Genomic DNA, 21,950 nt, shown 5'->3' with positions numbered 1-21,950 from the left:
GGTAGTTATGCCGACTGCCTCTCGACAATCGCCGCCACCCGACATCGCCTGGTCGACGCTGTGCCGTCGGACACCGCGCGTGCTCGCCCTCATGGCGACCGCCGCGGTGCTGATCATCGCCCTCACCTGGGAGGTCACCAGCGGCATCAGCCGGATGGACACCGCGGTGCTCGACTGGATGATCGCGCACCGCGGCGAACCGCTCACCAGTATCGCCACGGTGATCACCGACCTCGGCAGCACACTGTCGATGACGATTCTGGCGTCGCTCACCGTCGGCGTCTTCGCGCTGCGGCGCAACCTGCCGGTCGCCGCCCTGGTCGCCGTCACGTCGCTGGGTGCGGGAGTGCTGGTGTGGGTGATCAAACGTCTCGTCGGCCGCCAGCGACCGCCCGAGGCGTCGCGGCTGGTGTTCGAACCCAGCCTGTCGTACCCGTCGGGGCACACGCTCGGTTCCACGGTGGTCGTCGGCATCGTGGCGATAGTCCTGGTTCCGCGGATCACCCAGCACTGGCTCCGTCTGACCGCCGCCGTGCTCGCGGTCGCCTTTCCCGTCGCCGTCGGGTTGTCGCGCATCTATCTCGGTGTGCACTGGACCACCGATGTGCTGGCCGGTTGGATCATCGGCCTGCTGTGGCTGGTCCTGTGCGTCACCGTGTTCACCCGCGTGCTGAACCCTCAGCCCACCGCGATCACCACCTTGCCGAACGAGGCACCCGAACGCAGGTAGTCGTAGGCGTCGGCGGCCTTGTCGACATCGAATTCGCGGTCGATCACCGGGCGAAGGCGGTGCTCGGTGATCACTCGGTTCATCGCCTCGAAACCGGCGCGGCTGCCGACCGCGATGCGCCGGATGGCCAGGTAGGAGGAGCCGAACGGGTTGTCCGGCAGTGCTGTTCCCGGTGCGGGCGCCATCGCGCCGACCATCGTCACCGTCGAGTTGTACGCGCCCGCTCGCACCGATTGTTCGAGCGTGGGCAGGCCGACCGCGTCGACGATGTGCTCGGCGCCGGTCCCGGTCAGGTCCATCACCGCGTCACCCCAGTTCCTGGTCACGGTGCGGTCGATCACCGTGTCGGCGCCCAGCGCGCGCAACCGGTCGGCCTTCGCCTGGCTGGAGGTGATCGAGATGACCTCGGCGCCGAGGATCTTCGCGAACTGGATCGCGAACAGCGCCACCGCGCCGCTTCCGACGGTGAGCACGCGCGCACCGGGAGCAGGCGGCACGGGTGTGGTGAGCGCCGACCAGGCGACCAAGCCCGCGCACGTCAGGGTCGCCGCCTCCGCATCGGTGAGGTGAGCGGGCACATGCACGATCGAATCCTCTTCGACGAGTGCGTAGGTGGCGAGGAATCCGTCGTAGTTCGCGCCGTACTGCTCGGCCGCCGTGGCGAGAGTCTGCGGACCGTCGATCCAGTGGACGAAGTAGCTCGCGGTGATCCGGTCGCCGATTTCCGCGCGGGTCACTCCGGTGCCGAGCGCGATCACCTCGCCGACGCCGTCGGAGAGCGGGATGACGCCGGCGGTGGCGGGCAACGGGTACGTGCCGTCCATCAGCATCAGATCGCGGCGGTTCACCGAGGCGGCGCGGACCCGGATCAGGACCTGATGCGGGCCCGGTTCGGGTCGCTGCTGTTCGGTCCGCGTGAGACCACCGTCGAGGCGGTAGGCGAAAGCGTGGTCGGGGTGCAGTTCGGTGTGCGGCATGGGAACAACTGTGTCGGCGATGGTGGGACCGCGCGATTCCCTGGAGGGTATGGGCGTTGGTCTGCGGCGGGGAATGGCGGCGGCCGTCGACGCGGTTGACTCCGGTCATGACGACCGTGCTGCCGACGACCGGTTTCGGCCCCCAACTGCGTCACTGGCGCACGCTGCGCCGGGTCAGCCAGCTCGATCTGGCGATTCGGGCCGAGACCAGCCAGCGATACTTGAGCTTCCTCGAGCAGGGCAAGTCCCAGCCGGGTCGCACGATGGTGGTGCGACTGGCCGAATCGCTCGAGCTGTCGCTGCGCGACCGCAACACCTTGCTGCTGTCCGCCGGATTCGCGCCGGTATTCCCCGAAAGCGACCTGGCCGCGCCGGAATTGGCACCGGTGCGCGAGGCGATCAGCGCGGTCCTCGACGGGCACATGCCCTACCCGGCGCTCGTCGCCCGCCCGCGCGGCGAACTCGTCACCGCCAATGCCGCGTTCGATCTGTTCACCGAGGGCGTCGATCCGCGACTGCTGCGTTCGCCGATCAATGTCCTTCGGCTGGCCATGCACCCCGACGGCGTCGCCCCGCGCGTGCGCAACCTCCCCGACTGGGGCAGGCACATCATGGATTCGCTCCGTGGCCGCGCCGCGCACACCCCCGATCCGGCCCTCGACCAGCTCATCGCCGAGCTGTCGAGCTACCTGCCCGCCCCCTCCCCCGGCCCCGACCATGTCGGCTTCGCCGTTCCCCTCCACCTGCACACCGCCGACGGTGACCTCCGCCTGATCACCACCCTCACCTCCTTCGCGACCGCCACCGACGTCACCATCGCCGAACTCCACCTCGAGGCGTTCCTGCCCGCCGACGCGGAAACCGCGCGCATCCTGCGACTGCGCGCGGACCGGCACCGAACGAAGCAGTGATCGTGCACTGTGTGACAGCCCTCGATCACCACGGACCGAGGGCTGCCCGGATCACTGTGCGGCAGTGGCGGATTCCGCCCGGACCGGCGCATCCCAATCGATGCGGTACCGGCGTTCGACGCCCATCGTCTTCTCCGGGTTCATCACCGTCTTGACCATGAGCGGCATCATCGCGTTCATCACCTTGCGGGCGAGGGGTCCCGGTGTCTTGCTGTGGTTGATCTTCGCCGCGCGCGCCGCGATGCCTTCCACGCGGGCCCGCCGCAACTGCTCGTAGACCGCGAAAGCCTCAGGGGGCGAGGCGATATCGCGCAGGCATCGCGCCAGCTGCACGGCGCTCTCGATCGCCAGTGACGCACCCTGTCCCGAGCTGTTCGACGGTGCGTGCACCGCGTCGCCCACCAGCACCATGCGGTCGCGATACCAGTGCGGCACCGGCGGCATGATGTGCAGTGCGCCGGCGATCTCGAGGTTCTGCGCCGTGGTGCGGCGGGTGAATTCGGCGCCGGGAGAATCGGGCGCGTACGTCTCGCGCAGTACTTCCAGCCAATGCTCCGCGGGGACGGCACGGGCATCGGTGAGCGAAAGGTATTGCTTGCTCGGCAGGTTCGCGCCCCATGCCACGCGGCCGTCGGCCTGTTTCCAGTACAGGTAGTACGCCTTGGCGCCGAAGGCGAACACCATGGTGTCGTCCGGCAGGTCGAGATCACATTCGACCAGAGCGCCGAAGCCGAGCATGCCGGTGTAGTCGGGACCTGGCGCGGCCGGGTCGATCAGACTTCGCACGGTGGAACGGATTCCGTCCGCGCCGACGAGGATATCGGCGGTGGCGGTCGATCCGTCGGTGAAGTGCGCGGTGACACCGTCGGGGTGTTCGTCGACCCTCGTCAGCCGCTTGTCGTAGCTGAACGGCACGCCCGCGGCGACCGCGTGATCGTGCAGGGTGCGGTGCAATGCACCGCGGTCGACAGCCTGTAGCGGGGGCTGGTCGGCCAGCACCGGCATGATGTGTTCACGACCGCTGACGCGCAGTCGCATCTGCGCGACCGGCAGGGCGATCTCGCGCACCGCGTCACCGGCGCCGATGATGTCGAGCGCCGCGAGGCCGTTGGGGGCCAGCGCGAGCCCGGAGCCGATGCCCTCGGAGGGGCCGGAATAGGCCTCGTAGACATGGGCGTCGATGCCTGCTTTGCGCAAGGCCGTGGCGGCGACGGGTCCGGCGATGCCGCCGCCGATGATCAATGCGGAACGAGTGGTGGACATGGGTGATCTCCAGATCTGTGTGTCGGCGCCACCCAGCTATCCTGTGGTTGCCTCACCTCGTGGCCGGGTGCGCCTGGTTTCGAGACGGTTTCTCGGGCTCGGTGGGGTGTTGCCGCACGCCACCGGGTCCGGGTCTTGGGGCGGGAGCTAGTCGTTCCCCCTCTCGCCGAGGTCGGGGATCTGTTCGGTGGGCATGCCGTCGACATGCCACTGCCGCCAGAGTTCGAGGCCCTCGAAGGTGCCCGCGGCGAGTTCCGCACACAGGGAGCGGGCCCAGTTCGCCTCGGCTTCCAGCATCGCCAGCCCGAATTCGGACTCGACGAGGAACAGCCGGGGCACTGTCAGCTCGGCTAGCTCGGCCTTGGTGGTCTCGATGGTTCGCTCCAGCGCCGCGACGCGGGTGCGGAGCAGGGCGATCACCTCGTCCGGCGGCAGCACCGCCAGAATCGACAGGCCCGCGGTGAACCGGCGATGTTCGGGCTCGGGCGCGGCGAGCAGCTCGCGGGTCCAGTCCGCCATCTCGGCGCGGCCCGCGTCGGTGATCCGGTAGATCACCCGCTCGGGGCGCGCGCCGTCGCGTTCGCTACCGATGACCTCGAGGAATCCGGCCTTCTCCATGTTCTGCACGACGGTGTAGAGCGAGCCCCACTTGATGTCCATGTCACGGTCTTTGCCGTGCGCGCGCAGGGTGGCGGCGATCTCGTAGCGGTGCATCGGGCGCTGCACGATCACCGAGAGCACGGCGAGCGCCAGCAGGTTGTTCACTTTGCGCTTCGTAACCATGACTGCCTCCTTACTCGTCTACGAATATACGTCTACGAGTATTCGGCGGCAAGGCTTGTCCAGTGGAGTGGACGGCGGAATTCAGACTTTCGATACCTCGCTGCTATCAGCGCCCTGGTCGAGCAGCTTGGCCGCGATCTTCGACAGCGCCTCGTCGAGCAGGGCGCGGTCGACCGGATCGTCGGAGTTCCAGTCGTCGAGGCGGTCACCGAGCCAGCGCCGCCAACCCGCCCGCAGCTTGTCGACCTCGGCGTCGCCCTCGTCGGTCAGCGAGAGGACGCCCCCGTCGTCGTGTAGCAGACCCGCGTCGGCGGCCTGGCGGAAGACGGGCGAGAGCACCTCCACCGGCAGCCGGTGCCGGTAGGAGATGGCGTGCACGGTGGCGGGCATACCTTCCTTGGCATAGAGGTAGGCCTGCCCCAGCGCCCATGCCGTGTCCGGGTTCAGCGTGCTGCCGGAGGCCGCGATGAGCTCGGGGATGATCGGTTTCTCGGCCCTGGCCTTGCGCACCGTCGTGGCGACCGCGCGTTCCAGCTGCACCACCCGGTCGTGCGAATCGGGTACCGAGAATCCCTCGCCGACGTCACCGGCGCCGTGGCGGGCGCTGTCACGTAGCCGCACCTGTGGCAGGAACCAGGCCACCACGAAACCGACCAGCGCCACCGGCACGACCCAGCGGAACACGTGATCGATCGACAGCGCGTAGGCGTCGATGATAGGCGCGGCCTGCTCGTACGGCAGTTCTCGCAGCAGTTTCGGATTCGCGACCACCTCGGGCGGGACGCCCGGCGTCTGCGTCAACGCGTTCTCCAGCGCGGTCTTGCTCTGGTTGGTGTAGAGCGTGCCGAAGACGGCGGTGCCGAACGCGCTGCCGAGGGTGCGGAAGAAGGTGACGCCCGAGGTGGCGGTACCGAGGTCGGCGTAGGGCACGGTGTTCTGCACGACGATGGTGAGCACCTGCATCGACAGGCCGAGCCCGGAGCCGAGAATCAGCATGTACAGCGATTCCAGCCACACGCTCGTGTCGTGCCCCATCGTGGACATCAGGCCCAGGCCCACCGCCATCACCGCCATGCCGACGATCGGGAAGTACCGGTACTGCCCGGTTTTCCCGACCACCTGCCCGGAGAAGACCGAGGTGATGAACAGGCCGACGACCAGTGGCAGCGTTCGCACACCGGAGATCGTCGCTGTCGCGCCGTCGACATATTGCAGGTAGGCGGGCAGGTAGGTCATCGAGCCGAGCATCGCGAAGCCGACGATGAAACTGAGCACCGACGACACCGTGAACACCCGGCTGCTGAACAACCGCATCGGCAGCATCGGCGCCTTCGCCCGGTTCTCCACCAGCACGAACCCAGTGAGCAGCACCACCGCGAGCACGAACAAACCGATGATCTGCCAAGAGCCCCACGGATATTCGTTGCCACCGAACTCGAGTCCGAGGATCAGCGACGAGACACCGAGCGCGACCAGGCCGATGCCGAGGTAGTCGATCACCGGCCGGGTGACCGCGCGCAGGTGCGGCAGCGTGCGCGCCGCCATCACCACCATGACGATCGCGATCGGCACATTCACATAGAAGCACCAGCGCCAACTCGCGTGGTCGGTGAACAGCCCGCCGAGGGTGGGCCCGACGACGGTGGTCACGCCGAACACCGCGCCGAGCGCGCCCTGATATTTGCCGCGTTCGCGCAGCGGGATGGTGTCGGCGATCAGGGCCATCGAGGTGACCATCAACCCGCCCGCGCCGACGCCCTGGATCGCGCGGGCCACGATCAGGACGGCCATGCCATTGGACAAGCCGGCCAGCGCCGAGCCCGCGATGAAGATGATGCCGCTGATCTGGAACAGCAGTTTGCGGCCGAACAGGTCACCGAGTTTGCCCGCGAGCACGGTCGCGACGGCCTCGGCGAGCAGATACGCGGTCACCACCCAGGCCATGTGCCCCGCGCTGCCGAGATCGGCGACGATCGAGGGCAGCGCCGCCGAGACGATGGTCTGGTCGAGTGCGGCCATGAGCATGCCGAGCACCACGGTCGCGAAGATGATGTTGATCTTCGCCTTGCTCATCGGCTCGACGGGCTCGTCTACAGCAACACCATCCGACATTGCCTCAGTATGGGCTTTCAGGTCCGATGCCGGACCCCAGTGACACGGCGGCAATCGCCACCGATCGCTCAGCGCACGGCGTAGTTTCCCAGGCCCGGTTCGAGCGCGTCGAAGGCGATCTCGGCATCGCGGGTCAACGCGGCGGCGATCTCGGTGTCAGCTTCACCGGCGAGCGTGCGGCGGGTGATCTCGTCGAACAACACCCGCAGCACACCGGCGAGTTGGGCCGCGGCCACGCGTGGGGTGATGTCGTCGGACGCGGCCCCGGTCTCGGTGGCCAGCGCGACGGCCAGTGCCACCTCACGGTCGTCGTTGAAGTCGCGCACGCGGGCAGTGAGCGCCGGACTGTCGGCGATCATCCGGGCAAACGGTTCGCCGCTGAAGCCGATGAGTTGGTCGTGGGCCGCGACGGCCGTCAGATACGCGTGACGCAGCGCCGCCAGGGCGGACTGCCCCGGTTCGCGGTCGCGCACGATCGCGGCGAGTTGCCCGATGTAGACCTCGCCGAGATCGAGGGCGAGGTCTTCCTTGCGGGGGAAGTAGTTGGTGACGGTCATCTTGGCGACGTCGGCGGCCGCCGCCACTTCCGCGATGGTCACCCGGTCGAAGCCGCGTTCCAGGAACAGCGCGGTAGCGCGGTCGGAGATCTGCTCCCTGGTCTGCTGCTTCTTCCTGGCCCGTAGCCCCGGTTGCGTCATGCCACCAGCATATCTGAAGCCGTCATAAATTTACTCTTGACATATTTTTAGGTTCATTCTAAGTTTGTGTTCGTTGCACTGAGCCCATCAGTCCCACTTCTCGCCGCAGATCGAACGGGAGCCTTCTTGACCACCGCCGTCACCGCCGATCCCATTCGCGACTACCTGACCGCGATCGGCCGCACTCCCCTACTGACCGCCGAGCAGGAATACGCCCTCGGCGCGCGCATCGCCGCGGGGGCCGCCGCGCGCGCCGAGATCGACTCAGCCGGTGACGAACTCACCGCCGCACGACGAGAGCTGTTGCACCGCAACGAACTCGACGGTCTGCGCGCGAAAGATCACATGGTGCGGGCGAACCTGCGCCTGGTCGTCTCCATCGCCCGCCGGTTCCCGACCAATGCCGGAATGTCGCTGCTCGATCTGATTCAAGAGGGCACGCTCGGACTGATGCGGGCGGTGGAGAAGTTCGACCACGAGCGTGGACTCAAACTCTCCACCTACGCGACGTTCTGGATCCGGCAGTCGATCGGTCGCGCGCTCACCGACAAGGGGCGCGCGATCCGGCTGCCCTCGAATGTGGCCGACGTGCTGCACCGGGTGATCCGGGTGCGGCGCGAGCTGACCCACCAGCTGGGGCGGGCGGCCACGACGGAAGAACTCGCCGTCGGCGCCGAACTCACTGTCGCGCAGGTCGAAGCGATGCTGCGACACGAAGCCGAGCCGGTCTCGCTGCACGCGCCCGTCGGCGATGACACCGATCTGGGCTCGCTGCTCCCCGACACCACGCCCCCGCCGGCGGATGTGGTCGCGGATCGAATGCTCGGCGGCTACGTCGAGACGGCCTTGACGGTGCTCACCGAACGAGAATCGGCCGTGATCCGGCTGCGGTTCGGCCTCGATCGCGGGGAAGGCCGCACACTGGAGGAGGTGGGTTCGGCGCTCGGCTTCTCCCGCGAACGGGCACGCCAGATCGAGGCGAAAGCCATGATCAAGCTGCGCAGACCCGCCTGCGCCCGTACGCTTGCCGGATTGCTGGGGTGAACTTCCCTCCTATCTTACTCCGGAGTAAGATAGGAGCATGGCATGGAAACCAACTGACATCGCGGACCAGTCCGGGCGCACGTTCGTGATCACCGGGGCCAACGGCGGCCTCGGTGCCGAAACCACCAAGGCGCTGGCAGGTAAGGGCGCCACCGTGATCATGGCCTGCCGCAACGCGAGTAAGGCCCAGCCCATCGCCGACGCCATCCCCGGCGACGTGCGGGTGGCCGCGCTCGACCTCGCCGATCTGGCTTCCGTGCGCGCATTCGCCGAGCAGCAGGGCGAATTCGATGTGCTGATCAACAACGCGGGCCTGATGAACATCCCCTTCTCGCGCACCGCCGACGGCTTCGAAACCCAGTTCGGCGTCAACCACCTCGGCCACTACGCGCTCACCGGGCTGCTGCTCGATCGCGTCCGCGACCGGGTGGTGTCGATCGCCAGCATCGCCCACAAGCAGACGCCGAAGCTGTGGATCGACGACCTCAACTACGAGAACCGCCGCTACCAGCGCAATCTCGCCTACGCCCAGGCCAAGCTCGCCAACCTGATGTTCGGCCGTGAACTGCAGCGCAGGCTCACCGAGGCCGGATCGGTGAAGAAGTCCTACGTCGTGCACCCCGGGGTCTCGGCAACGGATCTGTTCGCCCGCACCGAGACCCCGCTGGATCGGATCAGCAAGCCGTTCATCAGGCTCATCGGCCATGCGCCCGCCAAGGCCGCGCATTCCACACTGTTCGGGGCGACCGAACCCGACGCCGATCCCACCACCTACTGGGGGCCCAACCGTTTGATGCAGTCCCAGGGGCCGGTCGAGGCCTGCCCGTCGAGCAAGATCTCGCGTGACCCCGAACTGCTGCGCAGGCTGTGGGAGGAATCCGAGCGGATGACCGGGATCAGCTACAAGTTCTGATTCACGCCACCACCGCGAGCACGATCTTGCCGCGGGTGCGCTGATTGTCGCTGATCTCGTGGGCCTTGCTCACCAGGTCCAACGGCAGCACGGTCTCCACGTGGGGTCGCAGCGCACCCGCTTCGACCAGGTCCGCGATGGCGCGCAGGCTCGCTCCGTCGGGTTCGACGATCATGAATCCGGCACGCACTCCGAGCGGGCGGGCCTGCTCGACCAAGGCCGCTTCCGCCGGGGAAGCCAGCGATACGACGATCCCGCCCGGGCGAAGCACCCGCAGGGATCGCGGGCCGTATTCGCCGCCGACGGTGTCGACCACCACGTCGACGTCGCGGGCCGCGTCGACGAAATCTGTTGTCGTGTAGTCGATTACCTCGTCGGCACCGAGATCACGGACGAATGCGTGATTGTCGGCGCGCGCCGTGGCGATCACATACGCGCCGCGCGCCTTGGCGATCTGCACCGCGACGTGGCCGACGCCTCCCGCCCCGGCGTGGATCAACACCCGCTGACCGGGCCGTACGTCGGCGGTGTCGACGAGCGCCTGCCAGGCGGTGAGCGCGACGAGTGCCAGCGCGCCGGCTTCGGTGTGGGTGAGGTTCGCCGGCTTGCGCGCGAGATGGCGGGCCGGCGCGGTGACGTACTCGGCGTAGGTGCCCGCGGCGTGCGGCAGGCGCGGCATGCCGAACACCTCGTCACCGGGGGCGAACATCGTCACGCCGAGGCCGACCTCCTCGACCACGCCGGACACGTCCCAGCCCAGCCGGATGATCGCGCCGAACAGCCCACCGCTGCCGCGGTGCCATGAATCGGTCGGGTTCACCCCGGCGGCGTGGACGCGGATCAGCACTTCCCCCGGGCCCGGCGTCGGCTTGTCGACCTCGATCACCCGCAGTACCTCGGGTCCGCCGAAGGTGTCCTGCCCGATTGCCCGCATCGCTCGTCTCCCTTGTCTCGCATGCCGTTTCGAAAGGATCCGGCTGTGTGCGAACCACGATGCCGGGTCGGCAAGACGGCGACGAGTGGCAAGAAAACCAATATGTGCAAGAATCTTGCCATGCATCGCGTGGTGGTTCTGGCACTGAACGGGGTCTATCCGTTCGAATTGGGGATCCCGGCCAAGATCTTCGGCACCGCGGAAGATCCCGACGGCGCCGCGCTCTACGACGTGCGCACCTGCAGCCTCGACGGGTCGCCGGTGTCGACGAATGCCGATTTCACGATCGCCGTCGAGTTCGACAGCAGCGCGCTCGACGAGGCCGACACCGTGGTGATTCCGCCGTTCTCCACGTGCGACGCACCGAAGGAGGAGTGGATGCCCGCCGGACTGGCCGATGCGCTGGGACGCCTGCGGCCGGAGACTCGCATCGTTTCGATCTGCACCGCGGCCTTCGTCCTGGCTGCTCTCGGCCTGCTCGACGGCCGCCCCGCGACCACGCACTGGAAGCAGGCAGACCGGTTCCGCACCCTGTTCCCGCAGGTCGAGATGGATGCCGCTGTGTTGTTCGTCGACGAAGGCCGCATCCTCACCGCGGCGGGCAGTGCCGCGGGCATCGACGCCTGCCTGCACCTGCTGCGGCGTGATCACGGCAGCGCGGTCGCCAATCGCGTCGCCCGCCTGTGCATCGTGCCGCCGTGGCGCGACGGCGGCCAGGCCCAGTTCATCGACCGCCCGATCCCCGAGCCGACCACCGCGACGACGGCGGCCACCCGTGCCTGGGCCATGACCCACCTCGACCGCCCGCTCCCGCTCACCGAACTGGCCGCCCACGCCCGGATGAGCGTGCGCACCTTCTGCCGCCGCTTCCGCGAGGAGACCGGCCTGCCACCGGGCCAATGGCTCACTCAGCAACGCGTCGGCCACGCCCGCCACCTCCTCGAAGCCACCGACCTTCCCATCGACCGCGTCGCCGCCGACGCGGGCCTCGGCACCGCGGCCTCCCTGCGTCAACACCTGGCCACCACCATCGGCGTCTCCCCGACCGCCTATCGCCAGACCTTCCACGCCAGGACCGCGCGGTGAGCACCGCGACCTGCTCCTACGCAGCCTGTAGTAGGCGGGTACCGTGGAGCGCGTGTCCGTTCCACCTCCTCGCCCGGCGCACAATCGTCCGGCTCTGATCGCGCTGGTCTGTGTCGCCGCGCTGGGCTGTCTGGCGCTGGCCTGGTGGCAGTGGGAGCGGTACGAATCGTCGTCGGGGACCGGCCAGAATCTCGGCTACGCGCTGCAGTGGCCACTGTTCGCCGGTTTCGCGGTGTTCGCCTATGTGCGGTTCGTGCGGCTGGAACGCGAGGCCGACGAGCCGACGCCGCCGCGTCCGGGCAAAGCGGAGGCGCCGCGCGAGATCCCCGCGGGCATCCTGCCGGAACGCCCCGCCGCCGCCTCGTCCGACGACCCGGAAACGGCCGCCTACAACCAGTACCTGGCGCAACTGCACGCCAGCGACATCGATGCGCAGGTCCGCACCGCCGGCTTGCACTCCCCCGAGAGGAATGCCGGGTGACCGACAACAACACCACCGCACCGTCGCTGGACACCGACTCCGCCGCCCCCACGGGCAGCGCCCCCACCGCCAAGATCGCCTCGGCCCTGCTGCGCTACCGCGTCCTGGCCTGGGTCACCGGTCTGTGGCTGCTGCTGCTCACCGTCGAGGTGATCGCCAAATACGGCTTCGGCGCCGACACCCCCAGCTGGATCGCGGTCGTGCACGGCTGGGTGTACTTCGCCTACCTGTTGGTCACCGCCGACCTCGCCGTGAAGGTCCGCTGGCCCATCGGGCGCACCGTCGGCACCCTCATCGCGGGCACCATTCCCCTGCTGTCCTTCTTCGTCGAACACCGCAACGCCAAGGAAATCAAGCAGCAGTACAGCCTCTGACCTCGACGAAAAGCGCCGCCGCCCCGGTGATCCGGAGCGGCGGCGCTGTCGTTGTACGGTCGGCTCCCCGAGCTCAGGCCAGGGCGGCCAGGGCGGGGATGAGCTGGGTCAGGGCGCGGCCCCGGTGGGAGACCGCGTCCTTTTCCGCGGGGGTGAGTTCGGCGGCGCTGCCGGTGCCGCCCTCGGGGAGAAACAGCGGGTCGTAGCCGAAACCGCCGTCGCCGTGGGGTTCGCGGGCGATGGCGCCCGGCCATTCGCCGCGCACCACCGTGGTCGTGCCGTCGGGCAGGACCAGCGCGCAGGTGGAGACGAAGCGGCCACCCCGGCGGTCGTCGGGGACGTCGCCGAGTTGGGCCAGCAGCAGGGCGTTGTTCGCGGCATCGTCCCCGTGGCCACCCGCCCACCGGGCCGACAGCACGCCGGGCATTCCGTTCAGCGCGTCCACTTCGATGCCGGAATCATCGGCCACGCAAGGCAATCCGGTCGCGACGGCACCGTCACGCGCCTTCGCGATCGCGTTCTCCTCGAAGGTGGCCCCGGTTTCGGGCGCCTCCTCGTAAGGTGGCACCTCGTTCAGGCTCACCAATTCGACTCCGGCCACGCCTGCTTCATCGAGAATTCGGCGAAGCTCTTTCAGCTTCTTGGCATTTCGGCTGGCGACCAGCACACGCGCGGCCACGGCTACTTCTTCGCGGACAGCTCGGGCAGGGCGCCCGGGTACGGCAGCGCCAGCGCCGCCTTCTGGATCGCGAACAGCTGCTCGGCGCCGTGGAAAGCCGAGTCGAGCATCTTGTCCAGGGTCGAGCGCGGGAACGTCGCGCCCTCGCCGGTGCCCTGGATCTCGACCAGAGTTCCGGTGTCGGTGGCCACCACGTTCATGTCGACCTCGGCGCGCGAGTCTTCCTCGTAGGGCAGGTCGAGGCGAACGCGCCCATCGACCACACCCACGCTGACCGCGGCGATCATGCACGAGATCGGCTGCGGGTCAGCCAGTTTGCCCGCGGCGGCCAGGTAGGTCACCGCATCGCAGAGCGCCACATAGGCGCCGGTGATCGCGGCGGTGCGGGTGCCACCGTCGGCCTGCAGCACATCGCAGTCGAGCGCGATCGTGTTCTCGCCGAGCGCGGCCAGGTCGATGCAGGCCCGCAGCGAACGCCCGATCAGCCTGCTGATCTCCTGCGTCCGCCCGCCGACCTTGCCCTTCACCGACTCCCGACCACTGCGGGTGTGCGTGGCAGCGGGCAGCATCGCGTATTCCGCGGTCAGCCAGCCCAACCCCGAATCCCGGCGCCACGGCGGCACCCCCTCGGTGACGCTCGCGGTACACATCACCCGCGTCTGCCCGAATTCCACCAGCACCGAACCCGCCGGGTGCGTGGTGAAACCCCGAGTGATCTTCACGTCGCGGAGTTCGTCATCCGCCCTACCATCAGCTCGTCTAGACACGCTGGACAGACTAACCCGTACCGCGCCACCGACCACCCCAGGTCCGCGTTCCCGGCCGGCGGATCCCCGCGCGCCTACAGGTCGAACGTCTCCCCTGGAGATACCGCGTGCACCGGCCCCGAGAACGCCGCCTTGGCCTCCGCGATCACATCTTCGCGCGAAGTCCACGGCGGAATGTGGGTCAGCAACAGCTCCTTCGCCCCGGCGCGGGTCGCGATCTCGCCCGCCTCGGTTCCCGAAAGATGAATTCCCGCAGGACGATTCGCCGGATCATGGGTCCACGACGCCTCGGCCAACAGCACGTCGGCGCCCTGCGCCAGCTCGACGACGGCATCGCACATCGCGGTGTCGCCGGTGTAGACGAAGACCCGACCGTCGGCAGCGGTGATCCGCAGCCCGTAGGACTCCGGCGGGTGGAACATCCGCCGAGCTTCCACCGTGTGACCGGGACCGAACGGGATCGGCATGTTCTCGACCCAGGCCTGCGAGTCGATCACGTCGGACCAGTCGTCGGTCTCGCCCCCGATCTCGGCGGACGCGTTTCCGATCCGCAACGGCGCATCGGACGGTCCACGTACCAGGGCCTTACCGGTCGGCGGATTCGGATGGTAGCGACGCCACACCAGCAGTGCGGGCAGATCCAAGCAGTGATCCGCGTGCAGGTGGGTGAGGAAGATGTCGACATCGGCGGGGTTCATGTGCTTCTGCAGCGCGCCGAAGATCCCGGGGCCGAAGTCGATGACTGTCGGCCGCATATCAGGGCCCGTCAGCAGGTAGCCCGACGCTGGAGAGTCCGGGCCGGACACGCTGCCCGAGCACCCGAGGACGGTAAGGCGCATGCCCCCATGCTGCCACGACGTGCTGGTACTCAATGCAGGATCCCCCCAATTTCCAGACCGGATCCCCGGCTACCGCGTTGGTGCTGCGCGGCCGACCGATGCTCCACGGCGGCGTCGACGTTCATCTGACGAGAGTACCCAGCCCGCGAGCACTCCACCCACCGCCCCGAAAAGATGTCCCTGCCAAGAAATTCGAGGGTCGCTCGGCAGCACGCCCCACAGCATCGAGCCGTAGAACACCAGGATCACCAGCCCCACCACGATCTGGCCCACGTTGCGCGCGAACCACCCGCGGCAGATCAGATACGTCAGCCAACCGAACACGATCGACGACGCTCCGACATGCACACTCCCCGTCGACCCGGTGAGCCAGGTGCCGACGCCCGCGATCACCCAGATGATCGCCGTCGCGGCGATCCCCCGCCCGATCCCGGAGAGCAACACGAGGAACCCGAGCACCAGCAACGGCAGCGTGTTGGCGAACAGATGGTCCCAGCCGCCGTGCAGCAGCGGCGCCCAGAGAATGCCGTCGAGCCCGGCCACCTCACGCGGTTCGATCCCCGCCGAGTCCAGCTCGCCGGGCGCGCCGGGCGGTGAATCGTAGGAGAGCACCATGTCGACGCCCTCGATCACATACAGCGACCCCACGAAGCCCAGAATCACCACCGCGGCGCGAATCCACGACCCGCCTCGCGACGCACCGACGCTCGGACTCGCGTTATCGAACGAGGCACCCACCCCACCGCTCACCGACATCGCCTCCACTCTGGCAAGGGACTGTCGAACAGCCCGTTGACCAGAGCGTACCGAAGCCGGGCGGCATCCGGTCAGGCCCAGAGTTGCCCGTCCAGCTTCTCCTCGGCTTCGTCCAGCGTGCCGTCGTATGCCCCGGTAGACAAATACTTCCACCCGCCATCGGCGACCACGAACGCGATATCGGCCCGTTTGCCAGCCTTCTGTGCCTTCTTGGCGATGCCGAGCGCGGCGTGCAGGATCGCGCCGGTGGAGATCCCGGCGAAGATTCCCTCCTCGCCGACCAGTTCACGAGTCCGCTTCACCGCGTCGTAGGGCCCCACCGAGAAACGGGTGGTCAGCACTTTCTCGTCGTAGAGCTCCGGAATGAATCCCTCGTCGATATTGCGCAGGCCGTAGACCAGCTCGCCGTACCGGGGTTCCGCGGCCACGATCTCGATATCGGGCACCTGTTCACGCAGATACCGACCGGTGCCCATCAGGGTTCCGGTGGTGCCGAGCCCCGCGACGAAGTGCGTGATCTCCGGCAGATCGGCCAGCAATTCCGGCCCGGTGTTCTCGTAGTGCGCGAGCGCGTTGGCCGGGTTGCCGTACTGGTACAGCATCACCCAGTCCGGATTCTGCGCCGCGATCTGCTTGGCCATCGCCACCGCTTGATTGGACCCACCCGCCGCGGGCGAGTCGATGATCTCGGCGCCGAACATCGTCAGCAATTGCCGCCGCTCCACCGAGGTGTTCTCCGGCATCACACAGACGATCCGGTAACCCTTGAGCTTGGCCGCCATGGCCAGCGAGATCCCGGTGTTGCCGCTGGTCGGCTCCAGAATCGTGCACCCGGGGGTGAGCAGCCCGTCGGCCTCGGCCTGTTCGATCATCCGCAGCGCGGGCCGATCCTTGATCGACCCCGTGGGATTGCGGTCCTCCAGCTTGGCCCACAGCCGCACGTGATCGTCGCCGTCCCATTGGGGCGATAGTTTCTGCAATCCGACGAGCGGGGTGTTGCCGAGCGTCGCGATCAGGGATTCGTAGCGGGCCACGGTGTCAGGCGCCGCCGGCCACGGCGGGCAGGATGGTCACCGACGCGCCCGCGGGCACCTCGGCTTCCAGACCACCCGAGAAGCGCACGTCCTCGTCGTCGACGTAGATGTTGACGTAGCGGTTCAGCTTGCCGTCCGACAGCAGCTTCTCGGCCAGTCCGGGGTGATTGGCGTCGAGGTCGGAGATGAGCGCCGACAGCGTCGAGCCCTCGCCCTGCACGCGCTTCTCACCTCCGGTGATACCGCGCATGATGGTCGGAATGGACACGGTTACCGGCATGGGGACTCCTCGGGGTGGTGACTTTTCTCGGACGGGTTCAGTAGGACTCGACGATGCGCACCGGTTCTTCGGTGACCTCGCCGTCGACGATGCGGTAGCTGCGCAGTTCGTGGGACTGCGGATCGCGCGTGGAGACGAGCACATAGTGCGCGTCCGGTTCGGCGGCGTAGGAGATGTCGGTGCGGCTCGGGTAGGCCTCGGTGGCGGTGTGTGAGTGGTAGATGACGACCGGCACCTCGTCGGCGTCGTCCATCGCGCGCCACACGCGCAGTTGTTCCCCGGAATCGAACCGGTAGAAGGTGGGCGAGCGTTCGGCGTTGACCATCTCGACGAAGCGTTCGGGCCGGTCACTGCCCTCGGGACCGGCGATGATGCCGCAGGCCTCGTCGGGGTGGTCGGCGCGGGCGTGCGCCACCATCGCGTCAACGAGATCGGCCCTGATCACCAGCACTTGTCGACCCTTTCCACATCCTGCCTGCGTGCTGTCGAGCACCTTCCTCGACAACGACTCACCCTATTCGGGTATTCCGCGGGGCATGCACTCCGGTCCCGGACGGGTCGTCACCGCAGGCGCGGAAAGTCGCTGAAGGGCTGGTCCGCAGGTGGTTCGGGCTGCATCGCAGCCTCACCGACCGAGGGCGGCGACGACTGCCCGATCAGCGCGGAAACAGGTCGTAGTAGGCGGGAATTCCGGCGATCGAGGTCGCGGCGAGCACCGCGTCGACGACGGCGCGCTCGACGACCACCGCCGCGGCTGTACACAACTGGTCGAGCAGCAGCAGATCAGTGGGAAACGCGGGCGGCAGCGGGAGCGGGGGGACCTCGATCGCGCCGGTGGACAGCGCGAACAGGGTGTCGCCGTCGAGCGGGGAATGCACGGGTCGGATCGCCCGGGCGAGTCCGTCGTGCCCGGTGGCGGCCATCCTTCGACAGCCGGCCGGGTCGAGGGCGGCGTCGGTGGCGATCACGCCGATCGTCGTGTTGAGAACCATGCTCTTCGCGGGTAGCGCGGCCAGTGCGGCGATCTCGTCCGGTGTCCCCTGCCGCAACCCGAAGAAGTCGGGTCCGTCGGTGCCGACGCCCCACGGCAACCCGGTGCGCGGATCGACGACCGACCCGACGGGATTGGCCACGATCACCGCGCCGACGGTCACCCCGGCCCCTGGGCCGTCCGCGAGAACCACGCTCGCCGAACCGATTCCGCCCTTGATCGCGCCCGCCCGCGCACCGACGCCGGCGCCCGCGGTGCCCCTGGCGAACTCGGTCGACGCCGCCGCGGCCGCGCGATATCCGAAATCGGCGTCGGGCCGGATGCCCCAGTCACCGACCGGCAGATCGAAGATCACCGCGCCGGGCACGATCGGCACCACCCGACTCGCGTCGGTCGGGTCCATCGGAATGCCCTCGCCGTGTTCCTCCGACCAGCGCATCACCCCGTCGGCGGCGGCGAGGCCGTACGCGCTTCCGCCGGTGAGGAGCACGGCGTGGAGTTGGCGGACGGTGTTGGCGGGGTCGAGCAGGTCGGTTTCCCTGGTACCCGGACCGCCGCCGCGGACGTCGACCGAAGCTGTCGCACCGCCGGGGGCCCGCACCACGGTGCAGCCCGTCGCGGCGCCGGTGCCGAGGGTGACCTCGGCGTCGAGGGCTTGGTGATGCCCGACCAGCACCCCGGCGACATCAGTGATCGAGTTGCGTGCCCCGGGGCTGCTGCGCATTGTCTCGTCCTTGTCTGATCAGCGAATCCCTGCACCGCGACAGGGTCAGGGAGCCAGCGCCTGGAGCAGTGAATCCTGCATCCACGTCAGCCAGTGGTAGACGTCCAGATGCGGCGCGCGCGGGTCTTCCGGATCGAAATGGTCGGGCGTGTCGTCGTCGATGTCGAGCAGGGTGCCCAGCGCGAGCCGGACATCGGTGAGCGCGGCCAGCCACGCGTCGGCCTGCTCGGGGGTGAGCACGATCTTGCCGCCCATTTCCGGGCAACTGTCGAGCACAGTCCGGCCCGCGGCGAGTTTCGCGTCGATGATCTCCGGCTCGTGCAGGCTGCGCAGCGCACTGTTGAGATCGGCGCGCTTGGCATCGGGGGAACCGGGTTCGGCGCGGTGGAAATCGGGCAGCAGGCGCAGCAGCTGCGGATCGTCGGGCGGGGTGGAGTTGCCGGTACGCAGGCCGGTGAGCGCGGCGAGTTCGTCCTCGGGGGCGTCGGCGGCGCGGTCGCTGAGCAGTCCGGACACCGCGCCGATCAGGGAGCGGAGGACGGTGGCCTCGTGCTCGTCCATTTCGGATCGAAGCTTGAGGCCACTCAGTGAGTTCTTCCTGCTCCACTTACGCACAGGGCCCAGGTTACTCAGGTCGTCAGTCGCGCTGCATGGTTGCCCAGAGCCCCGCGGCGTGCAATCGACGCACGTCCTGCTCCATCTTGTCGCGCGAACCCGAGGACACCACCGCCTTGCCCTCGTTGTGCACCTGCATCATCAACTCGGTCGCCTTGGCTTTGCTGTAGCCGAACAGCTTCTGGAAGATGTAGGTGACGTAGTGCATGAGGTTCACCGGATCGTCCCAGACGACGGTGACCCAGGGCCTGTCCTCGGCCTCCAGGATCTCGGTGTATTCCGTAGTCTCCGGCGTCGCCTGCGGTGCCGGCAGTGCGGCGTTCACAGCGTCGGTGACGGCGCCGGCCCGAACGGTATTGCACACGGCCATGAAAACCAGGGTACGACGAGGCCCACAGGAAACAACACCCGCGGTGACTAGAGTTTCTGGTGTGCAGATCCGTGACGAGTTCGCCAGCACCGCGCTGCTGACCGACCAGTACGAGCTGACCATGCTGGCCGCGGCGCTGGCCGACGGTTCGGCCCGTAGACAGTGCACCTTCGAGGTGTTCGCCCGGCGGTTGCCGCACGGGCGCCGCTACGGCGTCGTCGCCGGTACCGGCCGCCTGCTCGACGCGCTGACCCATTTCCATTTCGGCGCCGACGAGCTCGCCGTGGTCGCGAAGTTCCTCGACCCCGCCACCGTCGACTGGTTGCGGGAATATCGCTTCACCGGCGATATCGACGGCTATGCCGAGGGTGAGCTGTATTTCCCCGGTTCGCCGATCCTGACCGTGCGCGGCAGTTTCGCCGAGTGCGTACTGCTCGAGACCCTCGCACTGTCGATCTTCAATCACGACAGCGCGATCGCCTCGTCGGCCGCCCGCATGGTGAGCGCCGCGGCCGGTCGGCGGATGATCGAGATGGGATCGCGGCGCACCCACGAACTCGCCGCGCCGTCGAGTTCGCGCGCCGCCTACCTGGCCGGATTCGACGCCACCTCCAACCTCGAGGCCGTGCGCAGCTTCGGCGTGCCCGGTGCGGGCACCAGCGCCCACGCGTTCACCCTGCTCCACAGCGGCGCCGACGGCGAACACGAGGCAGCGGCGTTCCGCAGCCAGATCGACACGCTCGGCATCGGCACCACCCTGCTGGTCGACACCTTCGACATCACCAGGGGCGTCGCCACGGCCATCGAGGTGGCCGGTCCCGAGCTGGGCGGTGTGCGCATCGACTCCGGCGACCTCGGCGTGTTGGCCAGACAGGTCCGTGACCAGCTCGACGAACTCGGCGCCACCGGCACGCGCATCGTGGTGTCCGGTGATCTCGACGAGTACGCGATCGCGGCGCTGCGGGCCGAGCCGGTCGACGTGTACGGCGTCGGCACCTCGGTGGTCACCGGTTCGGGCGCGCCGACCGCGGGCATGGTCTACAAGCTGGTCGAAGTCGACGGCATCCCGGTCGCCAAACGGTCGAGTCACAAGCAGTCGCGCGGCGGGACCAAGAAGGCCGTGCGATTGGCCCGTGCCACCGGCACGATCGTCGAGGAGATCGTCTATCCCGAAGGTGGAGAAGCACCGGCTACCAACGGTTTCCAGGTGCGGGAGTTGCAGATTCCGCTGGTTCGCGACGGCGAGGTCGTCGACGGCGTCGCCACCCTGGCGCAAAGTCGCGATCTTGTCGCGCGCGGATTGGTGAGCCTGCCATGGGAAGGACTGAAACTCTCCGCGGGCGAGCCCGCCGTGCCGACGACTTTCCTGGGCTGAGCGCGCGGCCTTCGGACAGGGTGGCCGCCGCGCCATCCGCGGCGGAGAATGGTGCGCGTCGACAAGGTGGAGGATGACATGGCACGCGGCCTGATAATCGTGGATGTACAGAACGACTTCTGCGAGGGCGGCTCGCTCGCGGTAGCGGGTGGTGCGGCGGTAGCCGCCGCGATCACCGACTTCGTCGCAAGTGAGCAGTACGACGCGGTCGTAGCCACCCGCGACTGGCACATCGATCCCGGCCCCCATTTCTCCACCGAGCCCGACTACGTCGACTCGTGGCCACCCCACTGCCGAGTGGGCACCCCCGGCGCCGATTTCCACCCGGCGCTCGACACGTCGCCCATCCAGGAAACCTTCTCCAAGGGCGAATACACCGCCGCCTACTCCGGATTCGAAGGCGCGGCAGCGGACGGCACCTCCCTCACGGATTGGCTGCGCGCCCACAATATCGACGCCGTCGACGTGGTCGGCATAGCCACCGACCACTGCGTCCGAGCCACCGCGGTGGACGCCGCCGACGCCGGATTCGACACCACCGTGCTGCTCGACCTCACCGCGGGCGTCGCCCCCGACACGACCGAATCCGCCCTGGCCACCCTCCGCGATGCGGGCGTGCGCCTGCGCCCCTGAATACTTGCCGCATGGACTATCGATTCCCGGCGCACACCCGATCCGCCCTGACGAAGGCACTCGCCGAGACCGACAGCATCCACGACGCCGCCGACACCGTCTTCTGGTCGAACCCGGCCACCGACGATCTCCAACTCCTCGGCATCGGCGCGTTCGGCAAGCTCCCCCCGGCCTTCTCACATCTACTGGCCCTGTCGAGCCTGCACACCAGCGTCCTCGACGCCGGATTCTCGGGCTACCTGAAAACCCGCCGCAGTGAACTCCCTTGGGCAACAAGGGGTTTGCGAGCAGCGGGCATGCCCCAACTGGCCGCCGCGGCCATCATCGCCGCCCGCGACGCCTCCCTCAGCTCCCCGAACGACGACCTCGACCGCTTCTGGGAAGACGAACACCAGACCCTCGCCACCCCCGACCAGATCCGCCGCCCCACCGGGGACCGCGCCGAGGACCCCGACGAGATCTACGACATCAACGAACCCCAGGACTTCGAACAGCGCGTCATGGACTACGTCCGCGACCACATCGACGACTTCGTCCGCGAGTCCTGAGCGGGCTCGCCGCAGCTCGGGCAAACCTGTCCG

General features: G+C 68.2%; 26 protein-coding genes. 10 read left to right on the top strand and 16 right to left on the bottom strand.

Annotated features, from left to right (window positions below; genetic code table 11):
- The first annotated feature begins 7 nt into the window (after positions 1-7).
- On the top strand, positions 8-730 hold the full coding sequence (locus tag NS1_RS35985) for a phosphatase PAP2 family protein (protein WP_169812873.1): 723 nt from the start codon (positions 8-10) through the stop codon (positions 728-730).
- Here the strand turns inward: NS1_RS35985 and NS1_RS35980 are convergent.
- Positions 679-1,707, bottom strand: coding sequence for a zinc-dependent alcohol dehydrogenase family protein (locus NS1_RS35980; RefSeq protein WP_062991824.1), 1,029 nt, complete (start codon positions 1,705-1,707; stop codon positions 679-681). The two genes, NS1_RS35985 and NS1_RS35980, sit on opposite strands and share 52 nt — an antisense overlap.
- A 107-nt stretch (positions 1,708-1,814) precedes the next feature.
- On the opposite strand from NS1_RS35980, the gene NS1_RS35975 reads away from it, so the two are divergent.
- The gene (locus NS1_RS35975; RefSeq protein WP_062991821.1) at positions 1,815-2,618 is read left to right on the top strand and encodes a helix-turn-helix domain-containing protein; all 804 of its coding nucleotides are present in this window, start codon (positions 1,815-1,817) and stop codon (positions 2,616-2,618) included.
- A gap of 51 nt (positions 2,619-2,669) precedes the next feature.
- Here the strand turns inward: NS1_RS35975 and NS1_RS35970 are convergent, their stop codons facing one another.
- The 4 genes from NS1_RS35970 to NS1_RS35955 all read right to left on the bottom strand — a co-directional run bounded on the left by NS1_RS35970 (position 2,670) and on the right by NS1_RS35955 (position 7,474).
- Entirely contained in the window at positions 2,670-3,881 is a 1,212-nt protein-coding gene (locus NS1_RS35970) for an FAD-dependent monooxygenase (RefSeq protein WP_062991819.1), read from the bottom strand.
- Positions 3,882-4,028: 147 nt separating this feature from the next.
- On the bottom strand, positions 4,029-4,664 hold the full coding sequence (locus NS1_RS35965; RefSeq protein ID WP_062991817.1) for a PadR family transcriptional regulator: 636 nt from the start codon (positions 4,662-4,664) through the stop codon (positions 4,029-4,031).
- 81 nt (positions 4,665-4,745) lie between these two features.
- Positions 4,746-6,776 (bottom strand): MDR family MFS transporter, encoded by a 2,031-nt coding sequence (locus NS1_RS35960; protein WP_255284821.1) that lies wholly within the window; start codon positions 6,774-6,776, stop codon positions 4,746-4,748.
- A 68-nt stretch (positions 6,777-6,844) separates the two neighbouring features.
- A complete protein-coding gene (locus NS1_RS35955; protein ID WP_062991815.1) occupies positions 6,845-7,474 on the bottom strand; it encodes a TetR/AcrR family transcriptional regulator in 630 nt (209 codons plus the stop codon).
- A gap of 126 nt (positions 7,475-7,600) precedes the next feature.
- On the opposite strand from NS1_RS35955, the gene NS1_RS35950 reads away from it, so the two are divergent.
- Complete coding sequence (locus NS1_RS35950) at positions 7,601-8,518, top strand: sigma-70 family RNA polymerase sigma factor (RefSeq protein WP_062991813.1); 918 nt, start codon at positions 7,601-7,603, stop codon at positions 8,516-8,518.
- Between the two features lie 37 nt (positions 8,519-8,555).
- Entirely contained in the window at positions 8,556-9,431 is an 876-nt protein-coding gene (locus NS1_RS35945) for an oxidoreductase (protein WP_062991811.1), read from the top strand.
- A gap of 1 nt (position 9,432) precedes the next feature.
- On the opposite strand, the gene NS1_RS35940 is transcribed toward NS1_RS35945, so the two are convergent.
- Positions 9,433-10,365 carry an NADP-dependent oxidoreductase gene (locus NS1_RS35940; RefSeq protein WP_062991809.1) on the bottom strand — a complete coding sequence of 311 codons (933 nt, stop codon included), beginning with the start codon at positions 10,363-10,365 and terminating at the stop codon, positions 9,433-9,435.
- A gap of 102 nt (positions 10,366-10,467) precedes the next feature.
- Between NS1_RS35940 and NS1_RS35935 the strand changes: the two genes are divergently transcribed.
- Genes NS1_RS35935 through NS1_RS35925 form a run of 3 tightly spaced genes read left to right on the top strand, consistent with a single transcriptional unit; the run spans position 10,468 to position 12,306 of the window.
- Positions 10,468-11,451 carry a GlxA family transcriptional regulator gene (locus tag NS1_RS35935; protein WP_218020008.1) on the top strand — a complete coding sequence of 328 codons (984 nt, stop codon included), beginning with the start codon at positions 10,468-10,470 and terminating at the stop codon, positions 11,449-11,451.
- A 52-nt stretch (positions 11,452-11,503) separates the two neighbouring features.
- On the top strand, positions 11,504-11,932 hold the full coding sequence (locus tag NS1_RS35930; RefSeq protein ID WP_056817865.1) for a hypothetical protein: 429 nt from the start codon (positions 11,504-11,506) through the stop codon (positions 11,930-11,932).
- Complete coding sequence (locus tag NS1_RS35925; protein ID WP_157125582.1) at positions 11,929-12,306, top strand: DUF3817 domain-containing protein; 378 nt, start codon at positions 11,929-11,931, stop codon at positions 12,304-12,306. Before NS1_RS35930 ends, NS1_RS35925 begins: the two co-directional genes overlap by 4 nt.
- A gap of 73 nt (positions 12,307-12,379) precedes the next feature.
- Here the strand turns inward: NS1_RS35925 and rdgB are convergent, their stop codons facing one another.
- The 10 genes from rdgB to clpS form a co-directional block, all read right to left on the bottom strand.
- Positions 12,380-12,985: an RdgB/HAM1 family non-canonical purine NTP pyrophosphatase gene (rdgB, locus tag NS1_RS35920; RefSeq protein WP_062991807.1), complete on the bottom strand. Its 606-nt coding sequence runs from the start codon at positions 12,983-12,985 to the stop codon at positions 12,380-12,382.
- 2 nt (positions 12,986-12,987) lie between these two features.
- Positions 12,988-13,752, bottom strand: coding sequence for a ribonuclease PH (rph, locus tag NS1_RS35915; protein ID WP_062991805.1), 765 nt, complete (start codon positions 13,750-13,752; stop codon positions 12,988-12,990).
- A 74-nt stretch (positions 13,753-13,826) separates the two neighbouring features.
- Positions 13,827-14,591 (bottom strand): cyclic nucleotide-degrading phosphodiesterase, encoded by a 765-nt coding sequence (locus NS1_RS35910; protein WP_062991803.1) that lies wholly within the window; start codon positions 14,589-14,591, stop codon positions 13,827-13,829.
- A 69-nt stretch (positions 14,592-14,660) separates the two neighbouring features.
- Complete coding sequence (locus tag NS1_RS35905; protein ID WP_082844349.1) at positions 14,661-15,347, bottom strand: rhomboid family intramembrane serine protease; 687 nt, start codon at positions 15,345-15,347, stop codon at positions 14,661-14,663.
- A 71-nt stretch (positions 15,348-15,418) separates the two neighbouring features.
- Positions 15,419-16,381, bottom strand: a complete 963-nt coding sequence (locus NS1_RS35900) for a PLP-dependent cysteine synthase family protein (RefSeq protein ID WP_062991801.1) — start codon at positions 16,379-16,381, stop codon at positions 15,419-15,421.
- A gap of 4 nt (positions 16,382-16,385) precedes the next feature.
- Positions 16,386-16,661 (bottom strand): MoaD/ThiS family protein, encoded by a 276-nt coding sequence (locus tag NS1_RS35895; protein ID WP_062991799.1) that lies wholly within the window; start codon positions 16,659-16,661, stop codon positions 16,386-16,388.
- A gap of 37 nt (positions 16,662-16,698) precedes the next feature.
- Entirely contained in the window at positions 16,699-17,112 is a 414-nt protein-coding gene (locus NS1_RS35890) for a M67 family metallopeptidase (protein WP_056817810.1), read from the bottom strand.
- A 205-nt stretch (positions 17,113-17,317) separates the two neighbouring features.
- Positions 17,318-18,376, bottom strand: coding sequence for a P1 family peptidase (locus tag NS1_RS35885; RefSeq protein ID WP_062991797.1), 1,059 nt, complete (start codon positions 18,374-18,376; stop codon positions 17,318-17,320).
- 45 nt (positions 18,377-18,421) lie between these two features.
- Positions 18,422-18,991 carry an oxidative stress transcriptional regulator AosR gene (gene aosR, locus NS1_RS35880; RefSeq protein WP_062991795.1) on the bottom strand — a complete coding sequence of 190 codons (570 nt, stop codon included), beginning with the start codon at positions 18,989-18,991 and terminating at the stop codon, positions 18,422-18,424.
- A gap of 22 nt (positions 18,992-19,013) precedes the next feature.
- Entirely contained in the window at positions 19,014-19,361 is a 348-nt protein-coding gene (clpS, locus tag NS1_RS35875) for an ATP-dependent Clp protease adapter ClpS (protein WP_056817816.1), read from the bottom strand.
- A 61-nt stretch (positions 19,362-19,422) separates the two neighbouring features.
- On the opposite strand from clpS, the gene NS1_RS35870 reads away from it, so the two are divergent.
- The 3 genes from NS1_RS35870 (at position 19,423) to NS1_RS35860 (ending at position 21,917) form a co-directional block, all read left to right on the top strand.
- Complete coding sequence (locus tag NS1_RS35870) at positions 19,423-20,736, top strand: nicotinate phosphoribosyltransferase (RefSeq protein ID WP_062991794.1); 1,314 nt, start codon at positions 19,423-19,425, stop codon at positions 20,734-20,736.
- A 78-nt stretch (positions 20,737-20,814) separates the two neighbouring features.
- The gene (locus NS1_RS35865; protein ID WP_062991856.1) at positions 20,815-21,369 is read left to right on the top strand and encodes an isochorismatase family protein; all 555 of its coding nucleotides are present in this window, start codon (positions 20,815-20,817) and stop codon (positions 21,367-21,369) included.
- Positions 21,370-21,380: 11 nt separating this feature from the next.
- A complete protein-coding gene (locus tag NS1_RS35860) occupies positions 21,381-21,917 on the top strand; it encodes a DMP19 family protein (protein WP_062991792.1) in 537 nt (178 codons plus the stop codon).
- Positions 21,918-21,950: the final 33 nt, after the last annotated feature.

Origin of the sequence: Nocardia salmonicida NBRC 13393 (assembly GCF_001613085.1) — a bacterium.
Taxonomy (GTDB): domain Bacteria; phylum Actinomycetota; class Actinomycetes; order Mycobacteriales; family Mycobacteriaceae; genus Nocardia; species Nocardia salmonicida.
This window is presented reverse-complemented; position numbering and strand designations above follow the sequence as displayed.

Coding starts and splice junctions, on each gene's coding strand:
- NS1_RS35865 (WP_062991856.1), top strand. CDS start 20,815: ATGGCACGCGGCCTGATAATCGTGGATGTACAGAACGACTTCTGCGAG.
- NS1_RS35935 (WP_218020008.1), top strand. CDS start 10,468: ATGTGCAAGAATCTTGCCATGCATCGCGTGGTGGTTCTGGCACTGAAC.
- NS1_RS35955 (WP_062991815.1), bottom strand. CDS start 7,474: ATGACGCAACCGGGGCTACGGGCCAGGAAGAAGCAGCAGACCAGGGAG.
- NS1_RS35960 (WP_255284821.1), bottom strand. CDS start 6,776: ATGTCGGATGGTGTTGCTGTAGACGAGCCCGTCGAGCCGATGAGCAAG.
- NS1_RS35985 (WP_169812873.1), top strand. CDS start 8: ATGCCGACTGCCTCTCGACAATCGCCGCCACCCGACATCGCCTGGTCG.
- NS1_RS35975 (WP_062991821.1), top strand. CDS start 1,815: ATGACGACCGTGCTGCCGACGACCGGTTTCGGCCCCCAACTGCGTCAC.
- NS1_RS35945 (WP_062991811.1), top strand. CDS start 8,556: ATGGCATGGAAACCAACTGACATCGCGGACCAGTCCGGGCGCACGTTC.
- NS1_RS35885 (WP_062991797.1), bottom strand. CDS start 18,376: ATGCGCAGCAGCCCCGGGGCACGCAACTCGATCACTGATGTCGCCGGG.
- NS1_RS35905 (WP_082844349.1), bottom strand. CDS start 15,347: ATGTCGGTGAGCGGTGGGGTGGGTGCCTCGTTCGATAACGCGAGTCCG.
- NS1_RS35895 (WP_062991799.1), bottom strand. CDS start 16,661: ATGCCGGTAACCGTGTCCATTCCGACCATCATGCGCGGTATCACCGGA.
- NS1_RS35970 (WP_062991819.1), bottom strand. CDS start 3,881: ATGTCCACCACTCGTTCCGCATTGATCATCGGCGGCGGCATCGCCGGA.
- NS1_RS35910 (WP_062991803.1), bottom strand. CDS start 14,591: ATGCGCCTTACCGTCCTCGGGTGCTCGGGCAGCGTGTCCGGCCCGGAC.
- NS1_RS35860 (WP_062991792.1), top strand. CDS start 21,381: ATGGACTATCGATTCCCGGCGCACACCCGATCCGCCCTGACGAAGGCA.
- NS1_RS35965 (WP_062991817.1), bottom strand. CDS start 4,664: ATGGTTACGAAGCGCAAAGTGAACAACCTGCTGGCGCTCGCCGTGCTC.
- NS1_RS35980 (WP_062991824.1), bottom strand. CDS start 1,707: ATGCCGCACACCGAACTGCACCCCGACCACGCTTTCGCCTACCGCCTC.
- clpS (WP_056817816.1), bottom strand. CDS start 19,361: ATGGCCGTGTGCAATACCGTTCGGGCCGGCGCCGTCACCGACGCTGTG.
- NS1_RS35940 (WP_062991809.1), bottom strand. CDS start 10,365: ATGCGGGCAATCGGGCAGGACACCTTCGGCGGACCCGAGGTACTGCGG.